We start from the raw sequence: 22,905 nt of genomic DNA on the forward strand, positions 1-22,905 counted from the left end.
GTCATCATCGACGAATGAACACGAGCAAGCCTGAGAGAGGACATTACCGTATGACGCAGCGACCCACCCCGATTCGACCCCTTCGCAACCGCAAGCAATTATTAAGACGGCTCGGATGTTTGAGTAGTCTGGGGGTTTTTAGTAGTGGGATAACGCTGGCGCAAGCTGCTCCGACAACTTCGCTGCAGACAAGCGTGGCCGCTTCGCCTTCTCCGGTCGTTGTTGCGCCCACGGCTGCGGACTTAACGCCGACTGCATCGGCATCATCGCCTACCACTCCTGCACCCGCCGCTCCGGAAAAAGAAGCTCCTGATCCGACACCACCCGTTGAAATCGAAATCCCAGAGTCTTCTCCTGTTTCGGAATCTCCCTTAGTCAAGCCGCAGGCTGCACCGGAGAATCCGGCACCTAACTACGTGCCCCCTAGCTCGATCGTGATTGAAAAACGTGATTCCGCCCCCAAAGTAACGACGGTGAAGCCTAAAACGACTGGAATTGCCAACGCGGTTTCCAAAGCAATTTCTGGAGTGATTCGTCCGAAATTCAACCCGGCTCAGCCTGAAGCTGAAGCTGAAGCTGAAGCTCCTTCAACGGAAACTGCTTCAAGCTGGGCACCACCTTCGATCGTACCACCCTCGTTTGTCCAAGATTACTTCAATCGCACGGTTCGTCCGCTCGGTCTTCCCGGTAACGGGGATGTCCGCTTACTCTTCCCGCTCTCGATTCCCAGTGCGATTACCTCTGTCTTTGGTTGGCGGGTTCACCCCATCACAGGCGATCAGCGACTGCACACGGGGACAGATTTGGGCGCACCGATGGGAACTCCGGTATTAGCAGCACTCACCGGTCGCGTGATTATGGCGGATTTCTTTGGGGGATATGGGTTAGCGATCGCGCTAGAACACACAAATGGATCGCAGCAAACGCTATATGCTCACTTGTCAGAAATCTTCGTGAAGCCCGGAGATGTCGTGAAGCAAGGAACCGTAATTGGTCGGGTCGGTAGCACCGGCAACTCGACGGGGCCTCACTTGCATTTTGAGTTCCGTCAGCAAACTCCAGAAGGCGGTTGGGTAGCTCAAGATGCAGGAGCCTCGCTAGAACAGTCAGTCGCGCAGCTCGTTAAGTCGATGCAGGTGACACAACAGAATCCGCAAAATCCAGGTTCTTAGTTGAAAAAAGCCCCACGCAGGGGCTAGAAGAAGTTGTTGACCTCACAATCTAACAGTGTGGGGTCACATTTTTTTACCAATCAACCAGAGAAGTCCAGCATCAATGAAGGTGAAGGGACTGTCCAAGGTTCCAGCAAGAAGGCTGAGAAAAAGGAAATAACTAAGCGAAGCGACTGCGACGAATTTAATTAAAACGAAGGTTGCCATAGCAGTTGAAGAGAAAACTAGGTGGATGTAGAATAATGCGTCTAAGTTATTTTTTGGCTAAGCCTTAACAGAATAGATCAAAGCTTATAAGTTTTATAAAGATACAACACATTTTAATAATTATCACTGAGCAATTCCTCTTACTCAGTTCTGAGAAGTTGAATAGATAGCTTCTAGCTAAAGACATACCGCAGACGAAGCCACAAAACCGGAAGCTGCAAAAATTCGCAACGATCGTAAAACTTTTCCGAACCCTAGCACTAAGTTAAAATCGCGCCGCCCATGAGTCTCCGGTAGCGATAGTCAAGTTCGGCTTTCATGGCGTTCCACCGCTCGATCATTGGGTCTTTCTGTATAGTTCTTTCTGCTGCATCTCGCGCCATTTCCAGCACTTCTTGATCTTCAACTAAACTTGCTAGCGCAAAATCTGGTAAGCCCGATTGCCGTGTTCCAAGCACCGCACCCGGCCCTCGAAATCGCATGTCCATCTCAGAGATGAAGAAGCCATCTTGCGACTGTTCGAGAACTTTTAATCGCTGTCGTGCAGTTTCGCTCTTGGAACTGCTCATCAGCAAGCAGAACGACTGCGAGCCGCCGCGTCCGACTCGACCCCGAAGTTGATGCAGTTGTGAGAGTCCAAACCGCTCTGCGTGTTCGATCATCATCACAGTGGCATTCGGAACATCGACCCCAACTTCGACAACCGTAGTGGATACAAGAATTTGAGTTTTGTTGTCACGAAACTCGGTGATAGCTTCGTCTTTTTCGGCAGAAGTCATGCGACCGTGGAGTAACCCGACATTGAAATCTGGGAAGATATCATCTCTGAGGTGTTGGTGTTCGTCGATCGCAGACTTGAGATCCAATTTCTCCGACTCTTCGACCAGAGGCAAGACGATGTAAATTTGTCGTCCTTGAGCAATTTCGCGCTTCATCAGGTCATACGCCTGTTGACGATCGCGCCCAGCTAGTACGGTTGTTTGAATCGGTTTGCGTCCGGGTGGCAGTTCATCGATCTGGCTCACGTCTAAATCTCCATGCAGCGTTAGCGCCAGAGTGCGCGGAATCGGCGTTGCGGTCATGGTGAGGACGTGGGGATGTTCGCCCTTTTGCTGAAGTCGGGCGCGCTGTTCGACTCCAAAGCGGTGCTGCTCATCGATCACCACCAAGCCTAAGCGATCGAAGCTGACCGTATCTTGAATTAGGGCATGGGTTCCAACCAGTAGCGGCAGTTCCCCGGTTTGTAACCCGTTGTGGATTTCGCGACGTTTGGCGGCTTTGGTTGATCCCGTCAGCAGTTCGACCGGGAGATGCAGTTGATTAAACCAGCCGACCAATTTGCGGTAGTGCTGTTCTGCAAGCACCTCGGTCGGAGCCATAAACGCAGCTTGATAGCCCGATTGAATTGCTGCCAGAATCGTGATGACAGCGACAACGGTTTTTCCGGATCCAACATCGCCTTGGACTAAGCGATTCATCGGGATCGGTCTTTGCAGATCGTTGAGAATATCGTTGACCACTCGTTCCTGAGCATTGGTCAGTTCAAACGGTAGCAGTTTGTGAAAATCGTCGATTAGTTTTCCAGTTGATGCAAGAACGGCACTGGCTTGAGTTTGTCGTTGTTCGTATCGACGTTTGAGCAAACCCAGTTGGAGATAAAAGAATTCATCAAAGACTAACCGACGACGCGCCAACTCCAGCGCATCAGAATCAGCGGGAAAGTGAATATTTGCGATCGCCTCTTGAATTCCAGTCAAGTTATATTCAGTTAACAGTCCTTTGGGGATCGGTTCATGCAAATTCACGATCGCAGGCAGAGAAGCCGTCACCGCTCGACGCACTAAATCGGCTCCAACTCCTTCGGTTAGGGGATAAACCGGAACAATCCGCCCCACCGTCGGAGAAGTGAGGGAATCTCCAGAATCATCGAGCACTTCGATATCGGGGTCTTCGAGACTGACTCCGAATTTTGTTTGCTTGACTAATCCGGAGGCTGCGATCGAGGCTCCTTTTGGATAAAGCCGTTTTTGCTGTTCTTGCCATCCACGGCTGGCGAACCGACTGCCCATATAAAAGCGGCTAATCTTCATCTGTCCGCTTGAGTCTTGAATCGTCAACTCTAAAATCGTAAGTTTGCTGTTTCGCGGACTGGTGAAGCAGTTGCAGTTTTTGACCGTAGCAACGATCGTCACCGTTTCCCCGACTTCAAGTTCGCGGATATGCACTTGGCGGGCGTAGTCGATGTAGTCGCGTGGGTAGTAGTACAAGACATCCCGAACATAATAGAGTCCGAGTTTGGCAAGTTTTTCAGCGCTTTTCGAGCCAATCCCGGCGAGATAAGTCACCGCTTGCGTCAGCGGAATATCGCGAGTCGGGGTTTCTGGAGTGGGAGCAACAGAAACCACAGCAGGACGCGGAGCAGCTTTCTTTTCCTCAGTTTTAGGTGCCAACTTTTCGGCTACCTTCTCTTCAAATTTTTTAACTTGGTAAAGAAAGCGACGAGTCTCAGCGACGAGATGCTGACGCTGTGAGAATTCAAGTTCTGGATATTTGGCGTATTGACTCGCGATCGAGCGACACCGTTCTTTTTCCGATTTGGGCAGTTCGTTAGTCGATTCGCTCAGAATCAGATGCAAAAATTCGCTGAAGCGGTACTGGTTCCCCTCCAGATCATTAAATCCGCGATCGGCTTCCACCGATAGCGCCTTTTGTAACCGTACCAAATCCATAAAACTCAGTCAGGTGAAGCGATCTCACCCGTTTTTCTTGATGAAGTCTAGCAAAATTCGCTGATGAATTGCGCCGAGCGGTCGAATCTGGCTTGCTCGATCGCTAAATCGCTCCCCTTGCTCAATTTGCGAGCGCGTAAATAATCCCAAATCCCACCCTTCTAATAAAGTAAGTTCATTGATCCCCACCGTCAGAGGAGCCGCAAAAACATGACGAAGGGCGCGATCGTCTTCGTAAACGCCAAATTTGACCGCATTCGGCGGTGAATAGCAAATTTCCTCTTGTAGCTCACGCACCAATGCGACCTCCGGAGATTCATCTGCTTCGATATGCCCACCGAATAAGCCCCAATGCCCCGGATACGCAATGTTTGGAACGTTATCGCGCAACTGTAAGAGAAACTGATCCTGCTGATAGAGGATTGCAATTGCGACTTCTGGCTTCATTGCTGCTCAATGTAAAGGGCGCTTTGATCCTGTCCAGCTAAATCGATTTTCTGCAAGCGTACCTTGCCTTGAACGCTCACTTGGCTTCCTGTTGCGGGAACTAGCTGACCGGTCACAATCCAAATGCTTCCAGTATCGTCTTGCACTTCATACGCCCGCTGCCCGCCCATTAACGGCGCTTGCGCTTTGATCTTGCCTTCAACCTGCACCGTACGATCGCGCTTTGAACCCAGATCGCGCACCTTCACCCGCTCCCCAGCCTGCACCAGCGACAGCACGTTATTTGAGGCCACAGGTAAATCCGGAGAAGCACTACAGCCGATCGCGAAACACGACAACCCCAACCCAACTGCCACTAACCCAACGTTTGAGAACCGCATACCTTTAGCCTCAGCACATCGTCAAAATCCGTTGCAGTTCACGCAACACGGCGCGAATCTGCCAAACTATAAAAGTCAATCTTCAAGAATGCAAAAGATTGCGCCCAACAACCGGAAAAATTCATCAATCTTGGTTCACATTTTGAACGATCTTTTCCGGTTTGGCTGACTAAATTTTGCATCGAATTAGTTCCTATGTCTTCGATCGCCCAACTCCTCGACGGAAAAGCGCTTGCCCAGAAAATGCAAGCCGCACTAACCGAAAAAGTTCAAGCCCTGACTGCTAAAAATGGTCGCCCTCCCGGTCTCGCTGTCCTGATGGTCGGGGACAATCCAGCCAGCGCAGCTTATGTCCGCAACAAAGAGAAAGCTTGCGCCGCCGTTGGCATCGCCTCTTACGGCAAACATTTTTCCACCGAAACCACCCAAGCCGAACTTGCTGAGACGATCGCTCAATTAAACGAAGACGATCGCGTCGATGGCATTCTCGTGCAGCTCCCCTTACCGGAGCACCTAGATAGCGTTGCACTTTTAAACCAAATTCATCCCGATAAAGACGCAGACGGCTTACACCCGACCAATTTAGGGCGCTTAGTCCGAACAGAACCCGGATTGAGAAGCTGTACGCCCTACGGTGTGATGCGACTTTTAGAAGAATACAAGCTTGATCCCAGCGGAAAAAAAGCCGTCGTCGTCGGCCGCAGTATCCTTGTCGGCAAGCCGATCGCGCTGATGCTGCTCGATGCCAATGCCACGGTGACGATCGCTCACTCTCGCACCCCTGATCTCGCAGAAGTCACCCGCAGCGCCGATATTCTCGTTGCCGCCGTGGGCCGTCCGAATTTAATCACAGCAGACATGGTAAAACCTGGCGCGATCGTGGTGGATGTTGGAATTAACCGAATCACCGATGACACGGGAAAAAGTCGCCTCGTCGGAGATGTAGATTTTAATGCCGTCCAGTCGGTTGCGAGCTACCTTACCCCCGTTCCCGGTGGAGTTGGTGCGATGACTGTGACCATGCTGTTGCACAATACAGTATGGAGCTATGAACAACGCTTCCAACATTAAGCTAACTTTACAAGAATCGCGTAGTGGAAACGAAGGAGGATATCGGAATGGTCGTGACAGGACAAACGCACTCAAATCAAGCCTCCCAATTTGATTTGAAAGGCTATCTCGCGGTAAGACAGCAGCAAGTTGAAACCGCCCTCGATCGAGCATTTCCGGTGGTCTATCCCGACAAAATCTATGAAGCGATGCGCTATTCGCTCTTCGCAGGCGGGAAAAGATTGCGTCCGGTGCTTTGTCTTGCCACCTGTGATCTGCTCGGCGGTACGACTGACATGGCAATGCCGACCGCCTGCGCTCTGGAAATGATTCACACAATGTCGCTAATCCATGATGATCTGCCCGCAATGGATAACGACGATTACCGACGCGGGAAACTCACCAATCACAAGGTCTTTGGGGAAGCAGTAGCGATTCTTGCCGGAGATGGCTTGTTAGCGTATGCGTTTGAACATATTGTTGAGGAAACGAAAAATGTACCGAGCGATCGCCTGATCAAAGTAGTGTCTCGTTTGGGTCGGGCAGTCGGAGCCGCTGGGCTGGTTGGCGGTCAAGTCGTGGATCTTGACTGCGAAGGCAAGAAAGATGTCAGTCTCGATACGCTGAATTTCATTCACACCCACAAAACAGCGGCACTGCTTGAAGCTTCGGTCGTGAGCGGTGGCATTCTGGCGGGTGGTTCAGATTCAGATATTCAGCGATTGTCGCGCTACGCTCAGGCGATCGGACTGGCATTCCAAATTGTCGATGACTTACTCGATATCACCTCCACGCAAGAAGAACTCGGCAAGAGTATCGGCAAGGATATGAATGTTGAGAAAGCTACCTATCCGCGCCTTCTAGGAATGGAAGAATCGCGCCGTCAAGCGGAACAACTGGTCGAAAGCGCGAAAGCCGAAGTCGCGGGATTTGGTGAAGTGGCATTCCCGTTAATGGCGATCGCAGAATACATTACCGCCCGCAAAAACTAAATGGAAAGTAGGGAGTAGAGAATGTTCTACCCCCTACTCCCTATCCCCTACTCCCCACCTACCTCTCTACCTCATAAACGAATGCAGGACTTTGGTCACATTATCGATAACAGAGTGCTGCTCCTAGCCCTCATCGCCTGTTTGATTGCCCAAGCCACGAAGCTAGTGGTTGAATTGATTGTGCATCGCAAAGTCAATTTTCGCGTTCTTGTCGAGACAGGCGGAATGCCCAGTTCCCATTCGGCACTGGTGACTGCACTAGCAACTGGAGTCGGCATCACTGACGGTTGGGACAGCACCCAATTTGCGATCGCCACAGTAGTTGCCTTTATTGTTATGTACGATTCCCAAGGCGTTCGGCAAGCAGCAGGCAAGCAAGCGAAAATTTTGAACCAAATTATCGATGAGTTTTTTACAGGCGATCATCATTTCAACGAAGCTCGCTTAAAAGAATTGCTCGGACATACCCCAGTTCAGGTGATCGTCGGCTCATTATTAGGAGTTGTGGTTTGTGTGGCGGGAGATTGGTGGCTGGGCGGCAATTGGCGATCTCTGTTTGGGCAGATTGCAGGCGTTCATTAGTCTTTAGACTCAGGCTGACTGATATCTTCTGCGTTAACCCCAGAAAAGCGTTTATATCAATCCATGTCTCAGTCGATCGTCTACTCCGAAGACCGTGAAGTTCAACCGCAGCATTGCGATGTGCAAAATCACTTGAACAATGTGGTTTACGTACAATGGATTCAGGACATTGCGATCGCTGCTTATCGGTCTAAGGGCTATTCCCGCGAATTCGATGAGAACAATCACATCATCTGGTTTGTTCGGCGGCACGAAATTGACTATTTATCGCCTGCATTTGTGGGAGATGTCGTTCGATTAACGACTTGGGTGGAGGGTGGTACGCTATCGACCTTTTTCCGACGAGTTGAATTTGTGCGGGTTTCAGATCAAAAAGCGCTGTGTCGATCGCTCACCGAGTGGTGCTACTTTGATGCCAAACGCAACCGACCTGCGAAAATTCCAAGCGAAATCAAAGCTGTTTTTCTTCCAGAATATTGACCTCTTCCGAACCGCTTCTCTCGATCGTGCAAAACTTGCTATCTGTCTGTTGAAGAGTTAGGTGCGGTGATGATGGATAACATTGAAGGCTTCATCGTCCGAAGGTTCCTGAAAATACTTCGTAATCGCATCAAACTCAGTCTCACTCGTAAACGCTGAACCCTCAGGAAGTTCCTTGCTCCGCTCCCGTAACTGTCGCTTGCACAACTCGTCCGGCACATCGACGTAATGTAACTCATGATTGGCATTCGCAGCTTCAAACAACTCTCGAAACCAAGCCCGCTGCGTTCTCGTGTTACCAGGAAAGTCAAGCACAACCGATAAACCCTGTGAGAGCAGAGCAGAAATATGCCCTGTAAGCACGCTTCGTAGCCTGGATGAATATTTCACGAAACCAGGAATGTCTGTTATTTCGCCTGGAAACAACTGATCCAGCCACTCATCCTGCACCATCAGAACGGCATTCTCTCGCCGCGCGATCTCCTTTGCAAGGGTAGATTTTCCCGCCGCCATCTTTCCACAAAAGAAGAAAAGCTTTCCTGACTGCTCCATGTCCTTTGCCTCCTAAAACGTTTTACTGACCACTCATTCCAGGGTTAGTTTGAACCACCGGCGTGAGCAATGTCACTCGATCACTCCTCACCAGCATCGCCGCAAATCCGCGATCGTTTAATCGCCGCAAAATTGCAGCCGCAGTCGCACGATCGTTGGTATGGATCGCTAGGAGATAAGGACGCTGCTCAAAGGAAGCCAGCCCAATATTTCGATTCAACACTCGTTGAATTTGTGCAGCAACTTCAGGACGATTATTGTGATCGACAATCACAGCAAAACCCCCGCGCAAGCGTTGTGGATTAAAGGCTTGAGCAGGGGTTACGTCAGGTTGATCGACTTGTTGCGATCGGGGCGCTTCGGCTTGAGCAGCGATCGCCGCTCCGGGGGGAACTGCCACGAATGCTCTAACGCGAACTGTGTCATTGAGATAATTGACCCAAGATTGTGCCGTATCCGCATCTCGGTAGCCGCCAACTCGCGTAACGGTCTGACCGAGATAACTACAAACGGAGACTTCGGCAGTGCGAGAGACGACGCTACGAACACGGGCTTGGGATTCCGAAGTTGGGGTCACAATCAGAAGCAGGAATTCGTTCGATCGTGGCGCTCGGCAATTCGGGAGTTGGGCTTGAGCAGAAGAAATTCCGGTCAGCGTTAAAGCAAGTCCAGCGAGTCCTGTAAGAACCGATTGAAGCGTCGTCTGAGGCATAGAAGTTTAGGAACTAGGAAACAGGTTCCAGAGATCCAAGCGGGTTCGGAATCGCGTCCGACTGCTGGTACTCTCCGGTGATGACATATTCTAGACGCAGCTTCAGCCAAGTAATAAATTGTTTGTTGCTGGAGACGATCGCGACGCAAGGGCGCGGACATTTTGCTTTGATTTCTGCCATTTCTGGCGCTTCTAAGAAAGCAGGTTCTTTGATTACCCAGAAATCAATTTCCCTTTTCTTTTCTTCGTAGTCGCGATAGCGTTCCCGAAGAACCTCGTCCATCGGTTCTTCTTCCAGCAAAAATTTCTGGCTTGCCAAAACGTAGTAGTAAGTTGTCATGGGGTCTTCCTATTTGATCAGTCTTTGAGTGAAAAATCCGGAGCGTTAGAGTTCGCCGCGAATGGCTTGTTTCATTTCTCGCACTGCTCGTTCAAGTCCAACGAGAACGGCGCGACTAATGATCGTATGTCCAATATTCAATTCTTCCATGCCAGGGAGTCGTGCGATCGGATGAACATTCCAATAGGTCAAGCCGTGTCCAGCGTTGATGCGGAGTCCAGCAGCGAGCGCAATTTCACAGCCCTGCGCCAGAATTTCTAATTCTTTGGCTTGTCCTTCTTCGGAATATGATCCGGCATACTGTCCGGTGTGCAGTTCGATGAATTTTGCACCCGCTGCGGCAGAAGCATCGATTTGTTCCGGGTCAGCATCGATAAACAAACTTACAGGAATTCCGGCAGATTGCAGCGTACTCACGACTTCGGTCATGCGATCGAGCGCGCCTACAATATCGAGTCCGCCTTCAGTGGTAACTTCCTCGCGCTTTTCGGGAACGAGCGTGACGTAATCGGGTTTGAGATCGAGCGCGATCGACACCATTTCATCGGTCGCTGCCATTTCCAGGTTTAGATGTGTCCGCACGGTTTGCCGCAGCAATCGGACATCATGATCCTGAATATGGCGGCGATCTTCGCGCAGGTGAACGGTAATGCCATCGGCTCCAGCGAGTTCAGCGAGAACCGCAGCAGCGACGGGATCAGGTTCGATCGTGCGTCGGGCTTGGCGGATGGTTGCGATGTGGTCAATATTGACACCAAGAGTAGGCAAGGTCTTGTTCCCAAAGCTTCAGCCAATCATTTTACCGTGTTCGTTTGAGGTTCTGCGTTTAGACAGAGACCGAAGCGATCGAGAATGCGTAATCTGAGAGCAAGTTGCAATTCTTAATTCGTTCGATTAAAAATCGTTTCCGAACGTAAAGAGCTTCATTAAGATTCTCTTAATGAAAGCAAATAATTTACTCACCACAGAACCTTGTCATGCTTAATCCTGCTTTCATTCTGCGGCGGCTCTCGACGATTCTCGCCGTTGCCATCCTTACCCTGACGCTAGTTGGTGTCACTTCTGGAATCTTGCTTGCGTTCTACTACGTCCCGACAGCGGGTGGAGCATACGACTCGCTGCAACAGATTGATCAAAACGTGCCTTACGGTTGGTTAGTTCATACCCTGCACAACTTGGCGGGTAACTTTGTCATCGGGTTGGGTCTAGTGCAGATTGTGGTGATGTTTCTGGGTGAGCGATTCCGTCGCAGTTGGTTGACGGCTTGGATTAGCGGCATTCTATTTACCTTGAGCGCGATCGGTTTAAGCTGGACGGCGATGATTCTCAACTGGAATCAAATCGGCTTCTGGCGGCTGAAGATTGAATTGGGCACGATCGAAGCGATTCCCTTTATTGGTGCAACGTTGCGCGACATCATCACAGGTGGAGCAGTGGGAGGGCTGACGGTGGCTCATTTGTATACGCTGCACAGCTACGTCGTTTCGTTGGCTGCGGTTGGCTTGTCGATCGTGCATTTAGGTGGACTGCTGTTTCAGGAGAAAGAACTGCAAGCCGAGCGCATGGCTGCACCTGTGGCAAAACCTGTTCCGCCAGTTCAGATCGAGCAATCTCAAATCGAGCCGCCTGCAATGGCAGATTCAGAAGCTCAATTTCCAGCGTAAAAACCGTTTAATCATTTAACTCTCGGTTACGATCGATCTGCATTTTCCTTAGAAGCCTCCTCATGTGGCTATCGAGATTTAGACTGAGTGCGGTTTCACCCAAGCAGCTTGCGGTATTTGAAGCCTGTTTAATTGGATTAGTATCGGGACTCGCAGCGGTTGCCCTGAAGCGCGGGGTCGGTTGGCTGGGTCAAGAGCGACTTCAAATCGCGACGGTTCACCCTGCTTGGATTGTGCTGCCTGCGATCGGGACTGTAGCGGGACTGTTAGCAGGTAGCATTATTGAGCGGCTGGCACCGGAAGCCGCAGGCAGCGGCATTCCGCAAGTGAAAGCGGCTTTGGGGGGGGTGACGAGTGCGCTCAATCTGCGAGTTGCGATCGCAAAACTTGCGACCACCTTGCTTGCCCTGGGATCAGGATTAAGCATCGGGCGGCAAGGGCCTACGGTTCAGATCGGAGCCGCGATCGCGGCTCAGTTGAGCGATTGGGTTCCGACTTCTCCGATTCATCGGCGGCAGTTGATTGCAGCAGGAGCGGCGGCGGGATTAGCAGCCGGATTTAACGCGCCGATCGCAGGCGTTTTATTTGTCGTTGAAGAACTGTTACAGGATGTTTCTGGCTTGACGTTGGGAACGGCAATTTTGGCATCGTTTGTCGGTGCCGTGGTGTCGCGTCTGTTGGGAGGAGACGGACTAAACGGCAGAACAAACTCGTTGGAGATTATGACGAGTTTTAACCTGGAGGCGATTCCGGTCTTTTTAATCGTCGGCATTGCATCAGGCTTGCTTGGCTCTCTGTTCGTGCGGGGAGTTTTGTTCAGTCTGAAATTTAATAACAAAGTGATGAAGTGGAGTTTGCCCCTGCGGATTGCCTTTGCCGGGGGAGTTTCAGGAGCTGCGATCGCAATTCTTCCCGATGCGCTGCGGGGAAATGCGAGCTTACAAGAAGTTTGGATTACCAGTGAGTTTGGCTGGCGGATTACGGCAGTTATTTTCATTACGAAGTTTGTCTTAACCCTGGTGGCATTTGGGTCTGGTGCGCCGGGGGGATTGTTCGCTCCTTCGTTGATTTTGGGTTCAGCGTTAGGGTATCTCATTAGCTTTGCGGCTCAAAGTATTGAAAATGCGGGAGTTCCATTGGGGTTAGATCTGAGTGGGTCGCTCACGACTACGGCAGCACTCACTGGAATGGGGGCATTTTTTAGTGCAGTGACTCGTGGCCCGATTACCGCGATCGTCATCGTATTCGAGATGACCACAGACTTTAACATCGTGCTGCCGCTGATGATCGGGTCTGTGACGGCTTATTTAGTGGCAGAGAGTTTGTTTAGCGGATCGATCTATAAGCATCTACTCGCATCCAGAGGCATTCATCTGCAATCGAATCCAGACTTGGAAACGCGGCTGGCTGGCTTGACTGCTGCGGATTTGATGCAGCCACGAGTCGAAACTCTATCCAGTGAGATGAGATTGGATGAAGCGATTCAAGCGTTTTCACGATCGCATCATCGCGGCTTTCCGGTGATTGATAACGGCAGGTTAGTGGGAATTGTCACACAGACAGACTTAGGGCACATTGCAGAACGGCAGCTACAACATAGCCAGCCGCTCAGCGAAATTATGACTCCCCGCCCGGTCGCAGTCCATCCAGATGATCCACTCAGCCAGGTTTTGTATTTATTAAACCGCTATAAGATTAGTCGATTGCCCGTGGTGGATCGTCGGAAGTTAGTCGGAATTATCACAAGAGCAGACATTATTCGAGCGGAATCCGACAAACTCAGCGACACCGCAAAAGTCGGGCCGCGATCGGAGCCGTCGTTTGTGGTGTATCAAACTCGTGCCCCCGAAACCGGGAAAGGTCGGGTGCTAGTACCAATTGCCAATCCTCGAACTGCCGGACGACTCCTCCAGATGGCAGCAGCGATCGCGCACGAGCGCGACTATGAACTGGAATGTTTACAGGTGATTCCGATCGCCCGCCATCGCACTCCTGCTGAAACTGGGGTTTCAACCACAATCAGCCGTAAACTTTTAAAGCAAGCCGTCTACTTAGGCAAGCAATGGAATATTTCAGTGCATACTCAAGTGCGGGTGACGCATGACATTGCTCAAGCCATCCTAGAGACGATTAAGGAACGGCACATTGATCTGATGATTATGGGCTGGAACGGCGAAACTTCTACATCCGGTCGAATTTTTGGCAGCATTGTCGATACGATGATTCGGCAAGCAAGCTGTGATGTTGTACTCGTGAAACTTGGGACTGATAAAGGGATGGCGCTCGATCGCTGGCTAGTTCCCACAGCAGGCGGTCCTAATTCCCGGCAAGCAATTCGGCTGATGCCCGCCTTGGCGCAACTCTCTAAGGCTCCAGAAGTTTGTCTGTGTCAGATACATCAGCCGCAGCGTGATCTTCCTGATCCAACTCCACTGAATGAAGCGATGCGATTTTTAAACGCACGTCTCGCCTGTCCGGTTGCTCTCAAGCCTGTTTGCGCCGATTCAGTGTCCGATGCGGTGATTGATTTGGCGCAGCAGGGTCAGTGTGATGTGATTGTGTTAGGGGCGACCCGTGAAGGGTTTCTACAACAGGTGATTCAGGGCAATATTCCAGAAGCAATTGCGCGGGGCTGTAACTGTACCGTAGTTCTGATGCGGGGCGCGATCGGGTGACGTTAAAAATTCCTGCAATTCCTACGGGATTTAGCAATTCTTGATAATTTGATGTGGTTTGGAATACATTTTACAATCGCCCGAATTCGCAATAATGCGATCGTCAGAACCCGATTCGGCTTCGCTCCCACACCTCACCTTTCTGTTTTGGTTTGTACAAAATATGACACAGTATTGGCTTTCTAGATTTCTCCAACAAGCTGGATTCGCAATCGCATTAGGCTCGATCGTGGGAGCCTGTGGTACAGGCGGCACCTCCAATCAAAATCAAACGGCAGCTTCTCCCAATGCAGCGGGTGGTGGCGATTATGTGATCGGGATGGTGTTAGTCGGACCAAAGAACGACGCTGGATGGAATCAAGCACATTTTGAAGGGATTGAAGGCGCGATCAAAAACGTGCCTGGAACGAAGTTGGAATTCGTCGATAAGGTGAATCCTGCCGACCGTCCCAACGTCAAAGGTTCTCAGGTTGCGGATGACCTAATTGCAAAAGGCGCAAAGCTTGTGATCTTTAACTCGGATGACTTTAAAGACGACGCACTCGAAACTGCGAAAAAGCATTCCGACGTGAAAGTAATTCACGCTTCTGGTGACTATGCTTGGAAAGAAGGGCAAAACTTTAAAAGTCAAGCGAACCTGACCAATATCATGGGACGGATGGAATACGGAAAAATGCTGGCAGGCTGTGCAGCGGCGTTGGGCACAGAAACCGGAAAGATCGGCTATTTAGGCCCATTGATCAATGACGAAACTCGGCGCTACACTTCTGGGGCGTTCCTGGGTGCAAAATACTGCTGGGAGAACTATCGTAAAAAACCCGCTGCGGATTTGGATTTCAAAGTCACCTGGATTGGATTTTGGTTCAACATTCCTGGCAAGACGCTTGACCCGACCAAAGTTGCAGATGACTACTACAACGGTGGCTATGATGTGGTGATGAGCGGCATTGATACGCCAGAAGCAGCCGTACAGGGCAAGAAGGCAGCAGAGGCAGGTAAAAAAGTGAAGTATGTTCACTATGACCTGGAAACAGGCTGTTCGCTGGCTCCGAATATTTGTCTGGGGGTGCCGTTCTATCGCTGGTCGCTGCCCTACACAGATGCGCTGAAAAAAGCAAAATCTGGCAACTATCCGAGCGAGTTTGTTTGGTCGGGGCCTGACTACCAAAACCTCTCTGCACCTTCAAGTGGAATGATTGGTTTCAACGTGGGGCAAGCCCTCGGAGACAATAAGAAGTTTCTCGATGAGTTTGCTAAGGGTATGGCAGACGGCAGTATCAATCTGTACAAAGGCCCGATTAAATTCCAGGATGGCTCAGATTTTGTCAAAGCTGGCGCCACAGCAACGGAGCAGCAAATCTGGTACATGCCGCAGTTGTTAGCGGGAATGGAAGGCCCAAGTAAATAAAGCGGTTCGTGTAGAGTGAATTTTCTGAGGGTGAGGAGTGGCGTTTCGCAAGAGAAGCAAAACTACTTCACCCTTTACTCCCCATCCCCTACTCCCCACCTTTTTACTGCTGTGTGAATAGCTTATGAAAATCGAACTTCAACAGATAACAAAGCGGTTTGGACAAGTTTTAGCAAATGATCAGGTGTCGATGACTGTGGAGGCTGGAAGCATTCATGGTCTATTGGGTGAAAACGGAGCAGGGAAAAGCACGATCGTTAAGGTTCTGAGCGGCTTTATCAGTCGAGATTCCGGAACAGTTTTATTCGACGGCAAACCCGCAAGCGTAAAAACTCCAGCAGATGCGATTCGATCGGGCGTGGGAATGCTGCACCAAGATCCGCTAGATTTCCCGCCGTTGACGGTGCTGGATAATTTTATGGTCGGTCGGGGTGAGGTGCTATCGAAGGGGATTTTTTCAGGACTGAAGTTTGTGAATCCCGATCGCGCTCGTCAAGAATTTCTGCGTCTCACCGAAACCTTTAACTTTTCGCTCAGTCCCAACAGCCGTGTTTCTGATCTCACCGTCGGAGAGCGGCAACAGCTTGAAATTATTCGGCTACTCTCGCTCGGCGTGAAGACGTTGATTCTGGATGAGCCGACCACTGGGATCTCTGCGGATCAAAAAATAGCCTTGTTCAATGCGGCAAGACAGCTTGCTTCAGAAGGAAAATCAGTCATTTTTGTGTCGCACAAGCTCGAAGATGTGGAGGAACTGTGCGATCGTGTCACCGTTATGCGAGCCGGAAAAGTGGTCGGCAATGTTCAGGTTCCTTGTCCTGATTCAGTGCTGATTGATCTCATCTTTGGTAAAGAGCTTGCGCTGCCGATGAAACCTGTGACCCGGCAACCTGAACCGATGTTGGAATTGCACAATGTCTTGATCAGAGACGATCGCCTAATGCTGAAAATGGGTAACTTCACTGCCTATAAAGGGGAAGTGATTGGACTTGCAGGACTCGAAGGCAGTGGACAGCAATTATTGTTACTACTCTGTGCGGGATTGATCCGAGCCGCGACGGGAACTGTGGCTGTCGATCAGGTCGATATGACCCAAAAGCCTTATGCAATGTATCTTAAGCATGGAATTGGTTATTCTCCCGCCGATCGACTGAAAGATGGATTGATTCGAGGTCTGTCGATTCACGAGCATGTGATTTTGCGGAGTCAATCGCGGCGATTGATGATCGATTGGAAAGGGACTCATCAGCAAGCAATCGACGCGATCGCAACCTTCAACATTCGGGGTAAACCGCACTCCTATGTCGAACGGCTTTCGGGTGGAAATCAACAAAGAACCCAGCTTGCATTGTTACCTGTGCCGTTGAATCTATTGTTAATGGAGCATCCCACACGCGGACTCGATATTGAATCGACGCTGTGGGTGTGGAAGCAATTGATTGCGAGATGTGAGACGGGGACAACCATCTTATTTATGTCTTCGGACTTGGATGAGATTATGCAGTATAGCGATCGAGTTTTAGTTTTTAGTGGAGGTCAGGTGTCTGCACCGATTGAAGCCTCAAAACTAACCGCTGAAAAGCTCGGACAGATGATCGGGGGTCGATTTGTTGAAGTAGAACCTGCAAGTATTTAGGAACCATGACACTAAACCGAACGCTTACTTATCAAATTGGCGCGATCGTGATGGCGCTTGTGGTGACGATGATCATCATTTTGCTTGCAGGAGCATCGCCGATCGCAGTATTTACTGAGATTGTTTCGGGTGCATTTGGCACACCCGGGCAGTTTGCGCGAGTGATTGCAACCTTAGCACCCCTATTGATTATTTCCTGTGGACTGCTGTTTACCTTTACTGCTGGATTGTACAACTTAGGGATTGAAGGACAAATCGCGTTTGGCGGCATTGCCACAACGTTTATGCTGCGGCTGACACAAGATAGCTTTCCGCCGGCGATCGCCCTGACTTTAGCAATTTTGGCGGGTGGAGTCGGTGGAATGCTCTGGGGAGTGTTTGCAGGCGTTCTAAATATCTATGGACGGATCAACGAAATCTTTGCAGGATTGGGGTTGAACTTTCTTGCCGATGGCTTGGCGCTGTATTTGGTGTTTGGCCCTTGGAAGCGTCCGGGGGTAGCTTCAATGAGTGGAACGGAACAATTTCCAGAATCATTATGGCTGCCAACTTTTGGAAATACGGATGCAAGCCCGATCGCTCTGTTGATTGCACTGTTGGCGATCGCGACGACGATCGTCGTTCTTGGTAGAACACGCTTTGGTTTGAAGCTTCGAGCGGTCGGACAAAATCTTCGCGCCTCTTATGTGTTGGGCATTCCCTCGGTGCGTCAGCTTCTAAGTTCATTTGCAATCTGTGGAGCCTTTGCCGGGATCGCCGGGGCGCTGCAAGTGGTGGCAGTGTTTCACCGATTGATTCCGAACATTTCGAGTGGATTGGGATTTCTGGCGCTGTTGGTGACGCTGCTCACGGGAATGAATGCTTGGTTATTGTTGCCGATCGCGTTCTTCTTTAGTGCGCTGAATATTGGAAGTTTGCAGCTTCCATTGGATCTGAATTTAGAATCCTCATTGGCAGGTGTAATTCAAGGAACCCTAGTGCTGTTTGTGATTTTGGGTAAGGGCTTGAGCGAGTGGAAGCGCGGGACGGTAGCCCGATGATCTGCCGTAATATTGCATTTTGCCAAATTACTAACAGAAAAGCGCGATCGCTAGATTGAAACGATCGCACTCTACCTTGCTAAGCTGATTAACAATTCCGCAATCGAGTTAAAGCAACGACTAGACTGTCTACTGAAGCTCGAACCGTTGAAGGAGAATGATTCGAGTTGACGATAATGCTAAAGACGATCGGCGAATAGTTCGGCGGGGTCACATAGCCCGAAAGCGCTACCACACCCGAAATGGTTCCAGTTTTGGCAAACACAATTCCTTGTGCTGGGGTATTCCGAAATCGATTGCTTAAGGTTCCACTCACGCCACCAACGGGGAGCGATCGTCGAAATACATCCACATCGGGTCGTTGCGCCATTGCTTGCAAGGTCTGTACCAATGCTTCAGCACTGGCGCGATTGCGACCGGCAAGCCCGGAACCATCGACCATACTGAACCGATTCGGATTTACGCCTAGCTCGGTCAGAATCGATCGTACTGCCGCGACTCCGCTGGCTGTGGAGTCTGAACTATTTGGGTCTTGCAACCGTCCCAGTGTCTTCAACAGCGCTTCTGCATAAGCATTATCGCTGTCTTGATTGGTTGTAAAGATTAAACGCGATAGGGGAGGAGAAATCACCGATGCGAGTTCAACTTCTCCGGGGGGTGCGGGTGTCCGTTTTACCAGCGTTGAACTTTTAACTTGAACGCCTGCACCCGCTAATCGTTGGCGAAACTCACCCACAAAATAATTACCCGGATTGGAAACCGCACCCTCACCGATCACATTTTGATTCAACATTAGGCTATTGACTGGAGGGGCATATGCTTCCCCGCGATCGTCTGCATCCCAAAAAAGATTGTAGTCGGCTCCCCGAAAAATGGTATCGTCTCCGATCAACTGTTGCACCTGACGAATCCCGCGCTGACGTAATTGTTGGGTGAGTGAATTGAGTTGCGCGGTTCCGAAGCTTGGATCACCTTGACCAATCACCCGCAGCGTTAATAGATCGGGACTATTGGTATTGCCAAAAACCGGAGTGCGAATTTGATGCTGTGCGCCTAATTTTGCGAGGGCTGCTGCGGTTGTAAAAATCTTGTTGTTAGACGCGGGAACCAATTGCGTAAACGGATTACGAGCATAAAGATTCTGGCGCGTACCGCGTGGTGCTTGGGTCTGCACCAACACACCCCAGTTGGCAGTTAAGCGATTAATAATTCCGTCTAAGGTTCCACCAAGTTGCGCTGGACAGATGCCCCCGTTGACCGGAGCCTGAACTGGGCGCGTCGGTGCTGGAGTTTGAGGCGGTTGAGGGAGCGGCGAGGGCTGTGTGGAAGGCGGAAATAGGGGAGCTTGAGCGCGGACAGGTGCGGTTAAACTTTCCAGTGAGACAGACAGAGCAAGCGTTGCACAAAACATTCCGTGAGACAACAGCGCGAACTTCATAGAGGGCAGTCCCGGGTAACATTTCCATCGGCATTGACTAGAACGCCGAGGAATTTGTTGCACGATCGATCCGCGAGTTAATGTCAGTCCGATTAAATTTTTGCTTCGTTGTTAGCGGATGTGTGCCCCCTAAATCCCCCACTCGTGGGGGATTTAGAAAAAAGATGTTCCCCAAAAGCGAAGGATTCCTTCACCTTCAAAGTCCCCCAGAATGGGGGATTTAGGGGGCAATCCGAGGATATAAACGCAGCAAAGACCATTTTGCTGAACTCACATCATTGAATAACTGCGATCGATCGTGCAATAAATCGCTGCCATTATACGCTCATCGCCAGCATTTTCTCGATCGGTTGTAAAGCGGCAATCCGAGTCGATTCTGGCAAGGTGATTTCAGGCGTTTTGTGTTTCATTGCTAGGTAAAGTTTTTCCAGCGTGTTTAGCCGCATATGGGGGCATTCGTTACACGCACAGTTGTTGAGCGGGGGAGCCGGAATAAATTGTTTATCCGGTGCAGCTTTCTGCATCTGGTGGATGATGCCGGGCTCAGTCACAACGATAAACGAGGTGCGATCGCTCTTTTGGCAGTATTTCAGCAATGCCGTCGTTGATCCAATGTATTCAGCATGGCGCAGAACCGCTTCTTCACATTCCGGGTGAGCAATCACTTCGGCTTCTGGATATTGCATTTTTAACTGCACCATCTTCTTTTCGGAGAAGGTTTCATGCACCATGCAGCTTCCTTGCCACAGCACCATATCGCGTCCGGTTTGCTCCATCACGTATTTACCGAGGTTGCGATCGGGGGCAAAGATAATCGGCTGATCCGCAGGAATTTGATTGACGATCTTCACTGCATTGGCGCTAGTGCAGATAATGTCGCTCATTGCCTTGATTTCTGCGGTGCAATTTATGTAGGAAATTACCAAATGATCTGAATATTTTGCTTTGAACTGCGCGAATTGATCCGGCGGACAACTATCCGCAAGGGAACAGCCTGCATTGAGATCGGGCAGTAGCACCAACTTATCGGGATTGAGAATCTTGGCGGTTTCTGCCATGAAGTGAACGCCTGCAAACACGATCACATCTGCATCGGTTTGAGCAGCTTGTTGGGAGAGTCCAAGTGAGTCTCCAAGATAATCTGCGGCATCTTGAATGTCTGGATCTTGGTAATAGTGCGCCAAAATCACAGCATTCATTTCGCGTTTGAGTTCCGCGATCGCACCCAATAAGTCACGCGGCAGGGAAGGTTTAGTCGGAGCAACAGTCGTAAACATAGCGCGATCGATCCGGTAGGGAGTTTCAATAATTATAGTCTAAACTACCAAAAATAAAAGTATCTTTATGGCTGAAACTACCAATGTCGATCGGTAAGGCGCGATCGCGCAAAGTGAGGGTGATCGTGGTTGGAGGGTTAGGCGTTTTGACGGAGGCGATTTCGCAGAGATCGACCTCCATCGACCTCAACGAGTCGATCGACAATACCGCGTCAACACACTCACATACAAACTCGTCCCCGGCATCGGGAAATCGGACTCCATTGATTCAATACTGGCGGATGAAAGGTGTTTTTTGCCCAACGATGAGCTATTTCAGTGATCCGATGCACTGTTTTAGTCCACGCGATCGCTGTTTTAGTGATCCGATGCACTATTCCAGTCCACGCGATCGCCGTTTTAGTTCACGCGATCGCTGTTTCAGTTCACCGATGAGCTATTTTAGTTCTCTGATGAGCTATTCCAGTTCACCGATGAGCTGTTTTAGTTCACGCGATCACTGTTTCAGTTCACCGATGAGCTGTTTTTGCTAATCAAGTACCTAGAGTCAGGGGCACTGGTGTTCCGGTTTCGGGGATGCGATCGAACTCAATTCGATACGTGCCAGTAAATCCTGTCCCCATCACATCAAATTCCCAACCGCCCGGAACTTGACGCATCGGAGTCGCATTCCGCATTGGATCATCGCTGGCAAACTCCTCGCTGTTGTATAAATACAGTTCCAATGAAGGCTGTAAAACAGCACGAACATAGTATTGTTTCGCGAACACAATATTGTCAGAAAAACCAACCCCAAAGAGATCGCGCTCACCGACATAAAATTCCAGTCGCATCACCAAATCGGTCTGCGACAAACTCGCTTTCAGGTTGAGATAGCCCTCCCAAATCAGCTTTTGGTCATCTGCCCAAGGCAACGACAAATCCGCATCGCTGAAGTCTCCAGTGCGGAACGGCCCGTAACAGTTTTCAGCCTCTCTACTTTGATGGAACAATTCAAAATCAACCCCTCGCGGCTTCACCGACACCCCGAAGAAAAACTCGCTCTTGCCGAAGAAGTCAAAGCCTCGTTTGACCTGTGCTCGTACTTGGCGCAGCCGAGTTCGCACATCTCCATAAAAGAAGCGGGTCGCAATCTCAAACGATTCCCGCGACGTAATAATCGAATCAAAACCACCATGCGACTTATGAATAAACGTGCGAGGCGCACCGTCGATTTGGGCACAACTCAGTTTGACTAAACCATCACTCCGGTTGAAGTTCATTCCCATTTCACCCGCGATCGGTGAAAGTCGATTCAGCAATGCCGCCGCTTGATTGTTGTAAGCCCGATAGTTTGTGCCCACCACACAAAGCATACGATCGAGCGGAAAATGTCGCGCAAAGTTCACAGCAGAAGTGGGATTGCTAGGATCAGCTTGGTTGTCTGGGTTGAAATGTTCTAGCTCGTTTGCAGACTCGATCGGCAACCAGCGCAAATCTTTTAGCAGTTGGAATGACACCCCTTTATGCGGCGTTCCGAGCGTCACAATCTTATTAATCGCTTCATCAGCCGCCGTTGCACTGCGTTTTGGATACGTGCGCTGAATCGCTTCCCGTACCACTAAACCACCCATTGAATGCGCGATGATATTGACTTTGGGTTTTGCGCCTTGAGATTTAAGCGCACAGAGCGCCCGAATAAAATCGATTAACCGCACCAGCGCTTCACCGTAAACCGGAAAGGTACGATCGCACAGATCGTAATAGCGAAACACCCACAAACTCTTCCACGGCTCATCCGATCGCAGAAAATGCAGCGCCATGGCTGGATCGATAATGATGCGACCGCTAAAGAAATGCGGATCAAAGACCTTGAGTTCCTCTGGAATCACAGGCGGCGTTGCCATTTGGCTCGGATAGTAGCCGACTACATTGGTGGCATCGTTGTAGCGCCAATCCGATTTGATAAACCGCAAAACCATTCCTTCGTAGATGTAGTTCTCACCCCGTTTCTGTGGATAGACACTGCCATCATTGAATCCCTGATAAGTTAATCGCCGTTCGTCTGCACTATCCCCCGCCGCAAATCCACGAATCATAATGATCGGTAACGGTTGACGAGTTGGATCAGACCACATCACATTA

General features: G+C 50.2%; 21 protein-coding genes. 11 read left to right on the forward strand and 10 right to left on the reverse strand.

All coding sequences use genetic code 11. The features are described 5' to 3' along the window. Positions 1–14 precede the first annotated feature (14 nt). Positions 15–1,172: a peptidoglycan DD-metalloendopeptidase family protein gene (locus tag H6F51_07335; GenBank protein ID MBD1822308.1), complete on the forward strand. Its 1,158-nt coding sequence runs from the start codon at positions 15–17 to the stop codon at positions 1,170–1,172. A gap of 467 nt (positions 1,173–1,639) precedes the next feature. Here H6F51_07335 and recG read toward each other — a convergent pair whose 3' ends face one another. From recG to H6F51_07350, 3 genes are read right to left on the reverse strand one after another with little or no spacing between them, the layout of a single operon-like run. Beyond that, positions 1,640–4,108, reverse strand: coding sequence for an ATP-dependent DNA helicase RecG (gene recG, locus H6F51_07340; protein MBD1822309.1), 2,469 nt, complete (start codon positions 4,106–4,108; stop codon positions 1,640–1,642). Between the two features lie 24 nt (positions 4,109–4,132). Beyond that, entirely contained in the window at positions 4,133–4,555 is a 423-nt protein-coding gene (locus H6F51_07345; protein MBD1822310.1) for an NUDIX hydrolase, read from the reverse strand. Then, entirely contained in the window at positions 4,552–4,935 is a 384-nt protein-coding gene (locus H6F51_07350) for a hypothetical protein (protein MBD1822311.1), read from the reverse strand. The genes H6F51_07345 and H6F51_07350 overlap by 4 nt, the downstream gene beginning before the upstream one ends. A gap of 195 nt (positions 4,936–5,130) precedes the next feature. Here H6F51_07350 and folD point away from each other — a divergent pair, with 195 nt between their 5' ends. The 4 genes from folD to H6F51_07370 all read left to right on the forward strand — a co-directional run bounded on the left by folD (position 5,131) and on the right by H6F51_07370 (position 8,039). Next, entirely contained in the window at positions 5,131–6,006 is an 876-nt protein-coding gene (gene folD, locus H6F51_07355; protein ID MBD1822312.1) for a bifunctional methylenetetrahydrofolate dehydrogenase/methenyltetrahydrofolate cyclohydrolase FolD, read from the forward strand. A 47-nt stretch (positions 6,007–6,053) separates the two neighbouring features. Further along, on the forward strand, positions 6,054–6,977 hold the full coding sequence (locus H6F51_07360; GenBank protein MBD1822313.1) for a polyprenyl synthetase family protein: 924 nt from the start codon (positions 6,054–6,056) through the stop codon (positions 6,975–6,977). An 81-nt stretch (positions 6,978–7,058) separates the two neighbouring features. Next, entirely contained in the window at positions 7,059–7,559 is a 501-nt protein-coding gene (locus H6F51_07365; protein ID MBD1822314.1) for a divergent PAP2 family protein, read from the forward strand. A gap of 63 nt (positions 7,560–7,622) precedes the next feature. Beyond that, positions 7,623–8,039, forward strand: coding sequence for an acyl-CoA thioesterase (locus H6F51_07370; protein MBD1822315.1), 417 nt, complete (start codon positions 7,623–7,625; stop codon positions 8,037–8,039). A gap of 57 nt (positions 8,040–8,096) precedes the next feature. Here H6F51_07370 and H6F51_07375 read toward each other — a convergent pair whose 3' ends face one another. The 4 genes from H6F51_07375 to H6F51_07390 are packed head-to-tail and all read right to left on the reverse strand — an operon-like array spanning position 8,097 to position 10,411. After that, positions 8,097–8,591 (reverse strand): ATP-binding protein, encoded by a 495-nt coding sequence (locus H6F51_07375; GenBank protein MBD1822316.1) that lies wholly within the window; start codon positions 8,589–8,591, stop codon positions 8,097–8,099. A 22-nt stretch (positions 8,592–8,613) separates the two neighbouring features. Continuing rightward, positions 8,614–9,303 carry a hypothetical protein gene (locus H6F51_07380; GenBank protein ID MBD1822317.1) on the reverse strand — a complete coding sequence of 230 codons (690 nt, stop codon included), beginning with the start codon at positions 9,301–9,303 and terminating at the stop codon, positions 8,614–8,616. Between the two features lie 13 nt (positions 9,304–9,316). Next, on the reverse strand, positions 9,317–9,643 hold the full coding sequence (locus H6F51_07385) for a DUF2488 family protein (GenBank protein ID MBD1822318.1): 327 nt from the start codon (positions 9,641–9,643) through the stop codon (positions 9,317–9,319). Between the two features lie 45 nt (positions 9,644–9,688). After that, positions 9,689–10,411: a pyridoxine 5'-phosphate synthase gene (locus H6F51_07390; GenBank protein ID MBD1822319.1), complete on the reverse strand. Its 723-nt coding sequence runs from the start codon at positions 10,409–10,411 to the stop codon at positions 9,689–9,691. Between the two features lie 209 nt (positions 10,412–10,620). Here H6F51_07390 and H6F51_07395 point away from each other — a divergent pair, with 209 nt between their 5' ends. The 5 genes from H6F51_07395 (at position 10,621) to H6F51_07415 (ending at position 18,066) form a co-directional block, all read left to right on the forward strand. Then, complete coding sequence (locus H6F51_07395) at positions 10,621–11,307, forward strand: cytochrome bc complex cytochrome b subunit (GenBank protein ID MBD1822320.1); 687 nt, start codon at positions 10,621–10,623, stop codon at positions 11,305–11,307. A 62-nt stretch (positions 11,308–11,369) separates the two neighbouring features. Continuing rightward, positions 11,370–13,982, forward strand: coding sequence for a chloride channel protein (locus H6F51_07400; protein ID MBD1822321.1), 2,613 nt, complete (start codon positions 11,370–11,372; stop codon positions 13,980–13,982). Between the two features lie 163 nt (positions 13,983–14,145). Beyond that, positions 14,146–15,390, forward strand: coding sequence for a BMP family ABC transporter substrate-binding protein (locus tag H6F51_07405; protein ID MBD1822322.1), 1,245 nt, complete (start codon positions 14,146–14,148; stop codon positions 15,388–15,390). Between the two features lie 124 nt (positions 15,391–15,514). Continuing rightward, positions 15,515–17,026 (forward strand): ATP-binding cassette domain-containing protein, encoded by a 1,512-nt coding sequence (locus H6F51_07410; protein MBD1822323.1) that lies wholly within the window; start codon positions 15,515–15,517, stop codon positions 17,024–17,026. 5 nt (positions 17,027–17,031) lie between these two features. Further along, positions 17,032–18,066: an ABC transporter permease gene (locus tag H6F51_07415; protein ID MBD1822324.1), complete on the forward strand. Its 1,035-nt coding sequence runs from the start codon at positions 17,032–17,034 to the stop codon at positions 18,064–18,066. Between the two features lie 88 nt (positions 18,067–18,154). Here the strand turns inward: H6F51_07415 and dacB are convergent, their stop codons facing one another. Further along, on the reverse strand, positions 18,155–19,504 hold the full coding sequence (dacB, locus tag H6F51_07420; protein MBD1822325.1) for a D-alanyl-D-alanine carboxypeptidase/D-alanyl-D-alanine-endopeptidase: 1,350 nt from the start codon (positions 19,502–19,504) through the stop codon (positions 18,155–18,157). A gap of 317 nt (positions 19,505–19,821) precedes the next feature. Beyond that, on the reverse strand, positions 19,822–20,781 hold the full coding sequence (gene nadA, locus H6F51_07425) for a quinolinate synthase NadA (protein MBD1822326.1): 960 nt from the start codon (positions 20,779–20,781) through the stop codon (positions 19,822–19,824). An 83-nt stretch (positions 20,782–20,864) separates the two neighbouring features. Here nadA and H6F51_07430 point away from each other — a divergent pair, with 83 nt between their 5' ends. Then, the gene (locus H6F51_07430; GenBank protein ID MBD1822327.1) at positions 20,865–21,314 is read left to right on the forward strand and encodes a hypothetical protein; all 450 of its coding nucleotides are present in this window, start codon (positions 20,865–20,867) and stop codon (positions 21,312–21,314) included. On the opposite strand, the gene H6F51_07435 is transcribed toward H6F51_07430, so the two are convergent. After that, positions 21,315–22,898, reverse strand: a complete 1,584-nt coding sequence (locus H6F51_07435; protein MBD1822328.1) for a hypothetical protein — start codon at positions 22,896–22,898, stop codon at positions 21,315–21,317. Positions 22,899–22,905: the final 7 nt, after the last annotated feature.

It is taken from the genome of Cyanobacteria bacterium FACHB-DQ100 (assembly GCA_014695195.1).
GTDB lineage: Bacteria > Cyanobacteriota > Cyanobacteriia > Leptolyngbyales > Leptolyngbyaceae > Leptolyngbya.